Source organism: Microvirga vignae (assembly GCF_001017175.1).
GTDB classification, from domain to species: domain Bacteria; phylum Pseudomonadota; class Alphaproteobacteria; order Rhizobiales; family Beijerinckiaceae; genus Microvirga; species Microvirga vignae.
In genome coordinates this window covers 1-9943 of sequence record NZ_LCYG01000134.1, presented here as the reverse complement: position 1 = coordinate 9943, position 9943 = coordinate 1, and the positions used below count along the sequence as shown (strand labels likewise).

10 protein-coding genes and 3 pseudogenes are annotated in these 9943 nt (G+C 63.4%); 7 read left to right on the top strand and 6 right to left on the bottom strand.

The genetic code is table 11. From position 1 onward, the window contains the following. Nucleotides 1-56: 56 nt before the first annotated feature. Nucleotides 57-242 (bottom strand): hypothetical protein, encoded by a 186-nt coding sequence (locus tag AA309_RS30460; protein WP_047192777.1) that lies wholly within the window; start codon nucleotides 240-242, stop codon nucleotides 57-59. A gap of 260 nt (nucleotides 243-502) precedes the next feature. Here AA309_RS30460 and AA309_RS30455 point away from each other — a divergent pair, with 260 nt between their 5' ends. Continuing rightward, nucleotides 503-1579 carry an AraC family transcriptional regulator gene (locus tag AA309_RS30455; RefSeq protein ID WP_047192776.1) on the top strand — a complete coding sequence of 359 codons (1077 nt, stop codon included), beginning with the start codon at nucleotides 503-505 and terminating at the stop codon, nucleotides 1577-1579. Next, nucleotides 1510-1804: pseudogene (locus tag AA309_RS33835) on the top strand (aquaporin); the annotation flags it as partial. The gene AA309_RS30455 and the pseudogene AA309_RS33835, both read left to right, overlap by 70 nt. Here the strand turns inward: AA309_RS33835 and AA309_RS37025 are convergent. The 3 genes from AA309_RS37025 to ppk2 all read right to left on the bottom strand — a co-directional run bounded on the left by AA309_RS37025 (nucleotide 1735) and on the right by ppk2 (nucleotide 4580). Beyond that, entirely contained in the window at nucleotides 1735-1932 is a 198-nt protein-coding gene (locus tag AA309_RS37025; RefSeq protein WP_047192775.1) for a hypothetical protein, read from the bottom strand. The pseudogene AA309_RS33835 and the gene AA309_RS37025 overlap by 70 nt on opposite strands. Before the next feature lie 12 nt (nucleotides 1933-1944). Beyond that, nucleotides 1945-3606, bottom strand: coding sequence for a SulP family inorganic anion transporter (locus tag AA309_RS30445; RefSeq protein ID WP_150117854.1), 1662 nt, complete (start codon nucleotides 3604-3606; stop codon nucleotides 1945-1947). Between the two features lie 203 nt (nucleotides 3607-3809). Then, on the bottom strand, nucleotides 3810-4580 hold the full coding sequence (ppk2, locus tag AA309_RS30440) for a polyphosphate kinase 2 (protein WP_150117855.1): 771 nt from the start codon (nucleotides 4578-4580) through the stop codon (nucleotides 3810-3812). A 401-nt stretch (nucleotides 4581-4981) separates the two neighbouring features. On the opposite strand from ppk2, the gene AA309_RS30435 reads away from it, so the two are divergent. Beyond that, complete coding sequence (locus AA309_RS30435; protein WP_052955109.1) at nucleotides 4982-5590, top strand: M15 family metallopeptidase; 609 nt, start codon at nucleotides 4982-4984, stop codon at nucleotides 5588-5590. 41 nt (nucleotides 5591-5631) lie between these two features. Here AA309_RS30435 and AA309_RS30430 read toward each other — a convergent pair whose 3' ends face one another. Continuing rightward, nucleotides 5632-6153 carry a hypothetical protein gene (locus AA309_RS30430; RefSeq protein WP_047192772.1) on the bottom strand — a complete coding sequence of 174 codons (522 nt, stop codon included), beginning with the start codon at nucleotides 6151-6153 and terminating at the stop codon, nucleotides 5632-5634. Nucleotides 6154-6395: 242 nt separating this feature from the next. Between AA309_RS30430 and AA309_RS30425 the strand changes: the two genes are divergently transcribed. Further along, nucleotides 6396-7073 (top strand): hypothetical protein, encoded by a 678-nt coding sequence (locus tag AA309_RS30425; protein WP_047192771.1) that lies wholly within the window; start codon nucleotides 6396-6398, stop codon nucleotides 7071-7073. Between the two features lie 220 nt (nucleotides 7074-7293). Further along, complete coding sequence (locus AA309_RS30420; protein ID WP_047192770.1) at nucleotides 7294-7572, top strand: hypothetical protein; 279 nt, start codon at nucleotides 7294-7296, stop codon at nucleotides 7570-7572. Nucleotides 7573-7793: 221 nt separating this feature from the next. Here AA309_RS30420 and AA309_RS30415 read toward each other — a convergent pair whose 3' ends face one another. Then, nucleotides 7794-8489 carry an IS6 family transposase gene (locus AA309_RS30415; protein ID WP_047192769.1) on the bottom strand — a complete coding sequence of 232 codons (696 nt, stop codon included), beginning with the start codon at nucleotides 8487-8489 and terminating at the stop codon, nucleotides 7794-7796. 49 nt (nucleotides 8490-8538) lie between these two features. Here AA309_RS30415 and AA309_RS30410 point away from each other — a divergent pair. Both AA309_RS30410 and AA309_RS38000 read left to right on the top strand, forming a co-directional pair. Next, nucleotides 8539-9549: pseudogene (locus AA309_RS30410) on the top strand (Tn3 family transposase); the annotation flags it as partial. Next, nucleotides 9546-9854 (top strand): annotated as a pseudogene (locus AA309_RS38000) (Tn3 family transposase); the annotation flags it as partial. The pseudogenes AA309_RS30410 and AA309_RS38000, both read left to right, overlap by 4 nt. Between the last annotated feature and the right edge of the window lie 89 nt (nucleotides 9855-9943).

The window sequence follows — 9943 nt, the reverse complement described above, 5'->3', positions numbered from 1 at the left end:
CCAATCCGTCCACACGGCCTAGGGTGTCCCAAGTCATCCTGCTTGATACTTCACGACTATTCCTTGGCAGTTCGCGACAGCGGTGACGCGCGGGACTGCTCGATGGCCTGGTAGGATTTCGCGATGGCTTTCTCTGTCCTTTCAAGCGACATTCTCGTTTTCTCAAGACACAGATGCACCGCTAGGATCGTGCCGTCCGAGGGATCTGGCCGGGTGCGGTGATCGCGTTCTGCCGTGCTCATGCCGCGCTTCCTCGAAAGAGACTCCTTTCACCCCTGACGGGACCACGCGGGGCGATCACTCCTGTGTACAATCGCGTGAGGGGACCAGAGGAAACAATCAGGCCTCATCGGGTGAGCGAAAAATGGGTAGGTTAGTTCCGCACATCGCCCCAATCGCCCATTTCCTTACGTTAATTTTTGCCGATCAATTCTGCGTGTTCGGCGACGTCGATCTTGTGGGCTGTGCGATAATTCTTCGAACTCCACGAGGCGCGACGACAGTGAAAGACATTGTGCTTCCGTCTACGAGTGCCATCCTACAGCGTCCCTCATCCAGACCACCAACCGGCCAAGTGCCTCCGGGCTACATTCACCTGGGCGTATCCAAGGAGATCGTTCCAGCCCTGTGCGAGTTCGGCCTCGCTCCCGACCCGCTCATCCGCGAGGCAGGCCTCGACCCGCGCCTGTTCGACGACGGGATGAGTGTGATCCCGTTTGCGGCCCTGAGCCGGCTGTATGCTCTGTGCGTGGCCCGCACGAGTTGTCCCCACTTCGGGCTCCTGGTCGGCCGGCGTGCGAGCATCCAGTCGCTGGGCTTGGTCGGCCGCCTGATGCAGCACTCGGACACGCTCGGCGATGCCTTGCGGACGCTCGTGGCGCACCTGAGCCTCCACGACCGGGCGGTGGTCCCTTCGCTGACGCTCAGCGATGGCACGGCCTTGCTCACGTTTGCGACCTACCAGGCAGAGAGCACAGGCGTGCAGCAAGTCCTCGACGCAGCCCTGGGCGTGGTCGTCAACATCCTGCGGACCTTGTGCGGGTCGACCTGGAACCCGACCGAGGTCCTGGTGCCCAGAGTCGCTCCTGCGGATGCCGAGCCGTACCGGCGCCACTTCCGCGTCCCGGCGCGATTCAACCAGGAGACCGCAAGTCTCGTGTTCCGGGCCCGGGACCTGGACCTGCGGATTGCCGAGGCCGATCCCATGATGCGCGCCCTGCTGGAGGATAGGGTCCAGCAACTCAAGGGAGTTCAGGGGGCTGAATTCTCGGACGACATCCGGCGTCTGCTGCGCATGCAGCTGACGAGCAACCGCTGTTCGGCGGAGGACATTGCCGATCTGCTGGCGATGCACCGACGTACCTTGAGCCGGCGCCTGCAAGGGGGAATTGGATTCAGGGCAATCACCAACGAGATCCGCTTCGAGATCGCGCGCCAGTTGCTCGAGAATACCGAGATATCCCTCGGTGAGATCGCGGCCGCCCTCGGCTACTCCGAGGCCAGCGCCTTCACCCGCGCGTTCCGGCGCTGGTCAGGCCAGACGCCGACCGCCTGGCGCGTCGCCAACGGTCAGGGCTGACGCTGATCCACCTCGTTGGCATTCCTGATCACTAACACCTCCGTGAACCCAGCCCGCAGCACCGGCCCGGCTCTGTTCGCCGGCGGCTGGGCCCTGACGCAGCTCTGGCTCTTTCGGGTTGCGCCGCTCGTCGGCGGTGCTTTGGGCGGGACCCTCTACCGCTGGCTCAGCGCGGAACCGTCGGCGCAGGTTACCGGCGTTGCACCTGCGGCCCCGGCCGAGTAGCTGTTCGGTCCCAGGGTGTGATGTGTCGGATCGGTGATGAACCGATGCGGCTGCTCGGCCCAGGTTTTGCAGATGTACTCGTAGGGGGTGAGACCACGCAGGGTCTTGCGCTCGATCTCGACGGACATGGTCACCTCCCTTCATGTCGCTCCGTGGTAACGCGACACGGCCGCGTCGATCGTGGGGAAGAACCGCGTCTCGCCGAACCGGTCGAACAACCCGAACCTTCTCAGCTTGTCCTTGACGGGATCCTTCAGTTCGGCAAACCGGAGCTCGATGCCTTGCGCCAGCAGGGCATCGTCAAGCTCCGTCAGGGCATCGGCCGCGGTCACGTCGACGCTCGTGACCGGAGCGGCCGCGACAACCACGCACCGCACCGGCGTCGGCGATTCTGCCACGGCAGCGAGAACGCGCTCGCAGAACAGCTCCGCGTTGGCGAAGAACAGGGGCGCATCCCAGCGAAACAGGACAAGGCCGGGAATCCGACGGGCCTCCGGATAGCGCGTGACGTCATGATAACCCTCAACACCGGCCGGTCGTCCAAGGACTGCGGAGTACGGACGCCAACCGTCCCACAGGAACTCGATGATGGCGATCACAATCGCCAAGCCGATCCCAGGGATGGCGCCGAACACCGCAACCCCAACGAAGCAGGCGACCGAAAGCCAGAACTCCCAGCGCTGGATCTGATAGATCCGCTTGAGGTCGGCCACTTCGAACAGTCCAATGGCCGACGCAATGACGACGGCGGCCAAGGCGGAGGTCGGCAGGTTCCGCAGGAGGTCGGGGGCCACAAGCAGCAGCAGGGCGATAGCGAGCGCGCCGACGATGCCGGTCAGTTGCGTGCGCGCCCCCGCGGCTTCGGCCACGGGCGTGCGCGAGCTGCTGCTGCTGATCGGAAAGCCTTGAAAGAACCCGGTGGCGAGATTGGCGGCTCCGAGCCCGGCCATCTCCTGGTTGGGATCGACCGTGGTGCGGGTCCGTGCGGCATAGGCGCGGGAGAGCACGCTGGTGTCGGCGAACGACACCATGGCGACAGCGCAGCCCCCGATCAGCACGGGAACAATGTCGCCGACCCCAATCCAAGGGATCGCGAAACCGGGCAGGCCCTGGGGAAGGGAGCCGAGGATCGAGACGTTGTGGCGCTCCGCGAGGTCGAACAGGCCGACAAGGACGGTGGCGCCGACCACGGCGACCAGGATGCCGGGCACGCGCCTGCTTCCCCGCAGCAGCAGGATCGTCGCCAGTGTTCCCAAGCCAATCGCAAGGGCCACCCAATTCGTCCTGCCGGCCAGGATGGCCCCGCCGATCGCCCATAGGTCCCGCAACGGTCCCGTGCTCTCGACCGAGAAGCCGAAAAGCTTGGGGAGCTGGCTGATCAGGACGGCCAAGGCGATTCCGTTCATGTAGCCGTAGCGGATCGGTTTGGACAGGAGCTCGGTCACGAAGCCCAGGCGTGCCAGCCCGGCCAGGATCAGGACCGTCCCCGACACGAGGGCCATCATGCCGCCCAGGGCGACGGCACGTTGCGGATCTCCGCCGGACAGCGGGAGCACGACGCCGAGGATGACGGCCGCAAGGGCGGAGTCCGGGCCGAGGACGAGGATGCGGCTCGGCCCGAACACCGCGTAGATCAATAGCGGGACGATCGTGGCGTAGAGGCCGCAGATGCCCGGCAGGCCGGATGCCACGGCATAAGCGATCCCGACAGGGACGAGCATCGTCGCCAGCACCAGACCGGCCACGATGTCGTGTCCCAGCCATGCGGTCTCATACCGGAGAAGGATGCTGAGCCCAGGCATCCAGCGCAACCATTCGACCTCATGACTGATCACGCGGGCGGCCGACGTCCTATCCTGATTGCCTGGGCTTCGAGCCTCATGTCCACCTGTCGTACTGCCCTCATCCGCAGGCGGCACTGCCGTAGCTCCCATCCGGCCGGGGGAAGTGGATTCACTGGGTGCGTGCCGGCCATGACCGCGCTCCGGGTTTTCCCTCATGGCGCTCAGTACCGTGCCGGCACGATGTGTGATGTCGGCAGCCCGTCCTCGGCTCCCTTGGGCCTGGGTTCCGCCTTCGGCACCTTCGGCAGCTCGACCTTGACCTTCTTGTACGGGATTGCGCTGAGCATATGCGCGATCAGGTTGAGGCGTGCGCGGCGCTTGTCGTCGGATGGGACGATGAACCATGGATTGGCGGCAGTATCCGTGGCTCGCAGCATGTCCTGATAAGCCAGCGTGTAGTCCCACCAGCGTCGCACCGACTCGGTATCCATCGGGCTGAGTTTCCAGTGTTTGACCGGATCCTCGATCCGGTCGGCGAAACGCCGACGCTGCTCGTCCTGGCTGACGTCGAGAAAGTACTTGAGCAGGATGATGCCGTTGTCGACGATCTCCTGCTCGAACGACGGCACAAGGCGCATGAAGCGCTCGTACTCGTCATCCGTGCAGAAGCCCATCACGCGCTCGACCCCGGCCCGGTTGTACCAGGAGCGGTCGAACAGCACGATCTCGCCGGCGGCGGGGAAGTGGGCGATGTAGCGCTGGATGTAGAGTTGACTCTTCTCGCGCTCGGTCGGCGCCGGCAGGGCGACATGCCTGAACACTCGGGGGCTCACCCGCTGCGTGATCCGGCTGATCACTCCGCCCTTGCCGGCCGTGTCGCGGCCCTCGAACACCACGATGATCCTGGCTCCCGTCGCCTTCACCCAGGTTTGCAGGCGGACGAGTTCGACTTGGAGCTTTCTCAGCTCGCTCTCGAACTCCTTCCGCTTCATCGTCCCTCGAACACCAGAGTCAACCGCCGCGTCGACGTCGGCTCTCTCGTTCTTCAGAAGCCCTTGACGCTTCATGTCATGCACCGTGCCCTGGAATGACGGGTTCGTGGGTCCGCAGGTTCGGAATCACGGGAACAAAGGGTGCGTCATCCCGGGTCGCTGCGGGTATCGATCGATAGCCAGCATACAGGAATACCTCATCATCGCTTGACCGGACGTGACGATGGCTTGGCATTTTGGGACAGCTCTTGCTCTTCGGTCTCTGGGAACGGGTGCGGGCGGGGTGCGCCCGGCCGCTCCATTACGGCGGGCATCCGGGCTCCATCACATTCCGCCATGCCGTCGAAGCCGAATGGTCCCGCCTTCCTTTGGCGCCATTGAGTTGCGATGGTTTGGGACCCATGGCTCGAATCGTACTCTCCATCCGCCTCTGGGCGCTCGGCATCGCGCTCCTCGGATGCGGCCTGGATGCCGGTATTCAGGCCGAACCTGGCGGTGGATCAGCAACATCCCCGGATGTCTCCGGCAATCCGCGCCAAGGGCCGGGAGGTGTCTACGCGCGGGTCCCCGCCAGGGATGAATTCGGACGGGATCAGCTCGCGATGTTCCGCACCTGGAACCCGGACCCGGTGGGCAATCATGAGGCCAACCTCAGGGCCCTCAACCCGGTGCTCGCCCGGGTGGTGCGAAAGGCCGGGGCCGACAATTCCGACCTGCGCTTCGTGATCGGCTCGGGATGGCGCAACGGCCGGCTCCAACGGATGGCGGTGGCCTGGGGATGGTCCAGGACGCAGGGCAGCCCGCACCGGCGGGGAAACGCGGTGGATCTGTGGCCGCTCGACCGCGAGGGCCGGGTCTTCTTTGATCGACAGGCCCAGAACAGGATTGCCGCAGCGCTGGCGAAGGCCGCCGCGGAACTGGGCGTGCCGATCCGCTGGGGCGGCCGGTTCCACGGCTTCAAAGACATGGACCGCTCGCATTTTGAGCTCGCGCGGCCATACCCAGAATGAAGGCCTTACCGCTGCCAGATGCCGGCCTTCTCGCCGCTTCGTCAACGTCGAAGCAGGGTCAGGTCCGTTGTGGCTCGGACAGGACCGTTCACCCCAATGCGGTCCGTGACCACAATTCGAAAGCGATCCTGGTCGAGGCTCGCAACCTTCATCTGGGCCGTCCTGTCGCCGTAAAGGGGTTTCGGCCACTCGATCATCAGATCAAAGTCCGTTCCCGCCTGGCGCCCGGTGAGGCGAGCTGGTCCGACCCGTGAACCGGTATAAGTGCCGGTGACCTGACCGGATTGGGGATCCCGGGCGAGATCGGCGCTGATGGATCGTGCGATGATCAGGTAGGCCCTGCACGTCCCTTGAAGGGACAGACCCGTTGCGCCCTGCTGCAGGATGGTGAAATTGCAGCGGACGTGATGGGACGATGCATTGGGGCCTTCGACGATGGTTCCAGAGCCGGAGAAGGTGCCGGCGTAGCGCTCAAGGGCGGCGGATGCGGCGCCCGCGTTCCCAGCTAGGAGGCTGAGCAGCGGGATGACAGCGCAAGGCAACCGGCGGGAACGGTAATCCATTGGTCCACCCGTTTATGCATCGGCCGGTTAACCCGACTGAGCTGACCTCGATTATGCCTGACGGCAGTCGCCGTGAGAACGCGTTCTCGGCCGGCCAAGCCGTAAGAGGTAGGGATGCTGGTCCAGGCAAGCCCGCTCCCGATTGTGCCCGTGCGGCATACGCGGCAATGCCTCTTCACCCCCGGGTTACGCTAACGGTACCATCAGGCGCATGGGTCTGGGCTCAAGCGAGGAGGTCGGTGATGCCTCAGGACGAGACCCCCATGTACTCGCAGTTGAGGACGCCAAGGGCGGCTGCCGTTGCCGGCATCGTCTTTTCCATCCTCTTGGTCATCATCTTTTGGGTTTTTCGGAGCGCGGTTCCGGCCGATCCGCTGGACCCCGGAACCTGGCTCGCCGACGGCTCTCAGTCCGTGGCGTTGGCGCTGAACCTCATTCCCTTTGCGGGCATCGCCTTTCTGTGGTTCATCGGCGTGCTGCGCGATCGCCTCGGTCCGAAGGAAGACCGCTTCTTCGCGACCGTGTTCCTGGGGAGCGGCCTGTTGTTCCTGGCCACCCTGTTCCTTGCAGCCACGATTGTCGGCGCATTGCTGCTCATTGCTCCGTCAACCGAGCTGACCGGGACGAGTGCCGCTCCGACGTTCCGCTTCGGACGGGCGGTCGCCTACATCCTGTTCAATGTCTATGCGATCAAGATGGCCGGCGTCTTCATGATCTCGACGTCCACGGTCGTGATCTATACCGGGATCGCGCCGCGGTGGATGGCCGGGATCGGGTATGCGCTGGCAGCGCTGGTGCTTCTCGGCAGCTTCTATCTCAACTGGAGCATCATGGTTCTGCCAGCCTGGGTGTTGCTGATCAGCGTGCATATTCTGATCGAGAACTTCCGCGGGCGAGACCGCGGCGGCCCTCAGTCATAGAGTCTGATTGCGGAGCATCATTGGTGCGGACAACCGGGCCCGCTTGTCCGCGCGATGCGCGAAGGAGCGCCCCAAGCAACCGAAGACTGAAGAGTACTTCCACCGGAGGCCCGCCTTTGCGGCAACCCTACCGGGCACTGCCACGTTAGCAGGAGACCCTTCGCGGCCGATCACAACTCGCGGGGAGGTCGGACACCAGCATCCAGACGAGGAGCGGAAGATGTACAAGCTTGCTTTAGCTCTGTGTGCGTGCGTAGTCGTTTCAGCCTGTTCACCGACGACGACCGGAACCGCAGCCGGGGCCACGACGGGGGCTCTCGTCGGCGGTCCCGTCGGTGCGGTGGTCGGCGGCGTCAGCGGCGCGGCCGTGGGTGCAACCACGGGTGCGGCCGCAGGCGCGCGGGTCGCGCAGGCGTCCCCTGGTTACTGCTACATGTACGACCGGAACGGCCGCATGATGATGGATGCGTCCGGTCAGCCGCGGCTCCGTCGCTGCTAGTGCTTCGGGCGGGAAAGTAGCCCCGGCTCGCCGGACCGGACGCAAGCCGCCTGGCGGGCCGACGGCCATCACGGGTGACACGCTGAGACCCAATGTGTCAGGAGATTGTCTCAACCGATCGAGCGCGGGGTTCCGGCTGAGCTAAGAGGTGAGGGTCTTCGCATGGTTCTGTCGCAAATCCAGACTTGAGACGAAGAAATGGGAGCGTTCCCCGTCAACATTCATGCGGCGAGTAGATCGAACTGCTCCGCGAGTGATGGCTGCAGACTGTGGACATACTGCGCCTGTCCTTTGCGCATCATGTGAACCATCTCGATCCCGCTCAGGATCGCCCGAGCGGATGCCATCGACTTGAATCCGAGCATCGGTCGAACCCGGCGTTTGATGGCGCGATGATCCTGCTCGATGCGATTGTTCAGGTAAGCACTTTGCCGGATCCGGATCGGCTTCAGTTTGCGCCTCGACCGATCTTGGAGTCGGTCTGTCGTATCACAGGATAGGATCGCTTCCCGGTTCGTTTGGCTGCCGTCGATCACAATCCGCTCAGGCCGACCATGCCGCTTGAGAGCCTTGCGTAGAAAGCGCTTGGCCGCTGCGAGGTTTCGCCGCTCACTGAACCAGAACTCGACCGTGTCGCCATTGCTGTCGATGGCTCGGTAAAGGTACATCCACCGCCCACGGACTTTGAGATACGTTTCATCCATATGCCACCGGCTGGCGATGGGTCGCTTGCGGCGATTGAAGCGCTCCAGCAGCGGCGCGTAATGGACAGTCCAGCGATGGATTGTAGCGTGATCAATGGAGATGCCGCGCTCCGCTATCATCTCTTCCAAATTCCGGAGGCTAAGATTGTAGGCCAGATACCATCGGACGCAGAGCAGGATGATTGATTGATCAAAATGCCTGCCCTTGAACACGCTACCCTCCGTTCCTGAACTCAGGGAGCAGTAGCTGAAACTCTGAAACAAAGGGTTTGCGACAGAACCCGCGTGGCTGGTAGCCGACTTCGGAATCAGAAGGAGACGAGCGACACTTGTGGCCCAAGCCATCACGCTCGAGCAGGCGCTGACGGACGCTGCGGTCACGATGTTCAACAAGCTGATCGGCCGGCTCTTTGCGCGCGCCAACACGCGACGAAAGCAGCGGTATGTCGATGCACAGCATGACACGACCAAGGTGCTGCGCCTGTTCCGGGATACCCTGCGCGCGCTTGTCGTGGCCAATGACACCGGTCGGAATGCCATCGATGTTCTCGATGATGAGATCGGATGGCATCGCCTGTTGCAGGCTCAACCTGAAGTCGGAGCCATGGTGCGGGATGCCGATCCTGATCCGCTTCTCTTTTCAGCAGAGCGCTACAGCACCATCCGCAAATACACTGCGCGATTCCTGGAGATGGTTACGTTCCGCTCGTCACGCAAACATGACTCGTTGTTGGCCGCCATCAGGACGCTCAAGATCTTGCATGCTGCCGAACGCCGTACATTGCCGGATCGGGTGCCAGTGGGTCATCTCAGCGCCCAAAGTCGTAAGCTGATCTTCGCGGATGCCAAACCGGACCGCCGCCTCTACGAGATTGCGACATTGGCCGTGCTTCGAGAGCGGTTACGCTCCGGCGACATCTGGGTTGAGGGCAGTCGCGCCTTCCGGCCGATGGACGAACATCTGATGCCCAAACCTGCGTTTGCGGCCTTGAAAGTCGCTGATGAACTCAACCTCGGCGTTCAGGGTGATGCCGTCGCCTATCTGACCGAGGCCCGTCAGACGCTCGACTTCAATCTGAAGCGGCTCGCTTACCGTGCCCGTAATGGCAAACTCGAAGGCGTGCGGATTGAGGCCGGACAGCTCGTTGTGTCTCCTCTGCCAGGCGAGATACCGGCGGCGGCCGAGGAGTTGAAGTGGGAACTGGCCGACATGTACCCGCTGAGCGAAGTGCCTGATCTCCTGATGGAGGTGCATAACTGGACCGGGAACGCGCGGTGCTCTTCCACGAGCGCGGCGAGATCCGCGACCGCTCATTCGAGAGCCAGGCTTTCCGTGCCTCGGGTCTAAACCTGGTGGTCAGTGCAATCATCCACTGGAACACGGTCTATCTCGGACGAGCCGTGGACCATCTCCGCCGTCAGGGGCGGATCATCTGGCCCGAGGTGCTCAAGCATGTGTCGCCTCTGAGCTGGGAGCAGATCAATCTCACCGGCACCTATGCCTGGGGCGAGAAGCCCGTGCTGGTGGACGGCTTCCGGCCCTTACGTCTGCCCGAGCCTCTGGCACGCGCCGCATAGCCGTCCGTAAAACAGCATCATGCAGCTCTGCAGACAAGTTCCCTTTCCGTCCTACCTTAGCGCTCAACGGCATTATCAACCAAACACAG

Bases quoted from the DNA above. Each gene is read 5' to 3' on its own strand.
- AA309_RS30460 (WP_047192777.1), bottom strand. From the start codon at position 242: ATGAGCACGGCAGAACGCGATCACCGCACCCGGCCAGATCCCTCGGAC.
- AA309_RS37025 (WP_047192775.1), bottom strand. From the start codon at position 1,932: ATGTCCGTCGAGATCGAGCGCAAGACCCTGCGTGGTCTCACCCCCTAC.
- AA309_RS30445 (WP_150117854.1), bottom strand. From the start codon at position 3,606: ATGCCTGGGCTCAGCATCCTTCTCCGGTATGAGACCGCATGGCTGGGA.
- ppk2 (WP_150117855.1), bottom strand. From the start codon at position 4,580: ATGAAGCGGAAGGAGTTCGAGAGCGAGCTGAGAAAGCTCCAAGTCGAA.
- AA309_RS30435 (WP_052955109.1), top strand. From the start codon at position 4,982: ATGGCTCGAATCGTACTCTCCATCCGCCTCTGGGCGCTCGGCATCGCG.
- AA309_RS30430 (WP_047192772.1), bottom strand. From the start codon at position 6,153: ATGGATTACCGTTCCCGCCGGTTGCCTTGCGCTGTCATCCCGCTGCTC.
- AA309_RS30425 (WP_047192771.1), top strand. From the start codon at position 6,396: ATGCCTCAGGACGAGACCCCCATGTACTCGCAGTTGAGGACGCCAAGG.
- AA309_RS30420 (WP_047192770.1), top strand. From the start codon at position 7,294: ATGTACAAGCTTGCTTTAGCTCTGTGTGCGTGCGTAGTCGTTTCAGCC.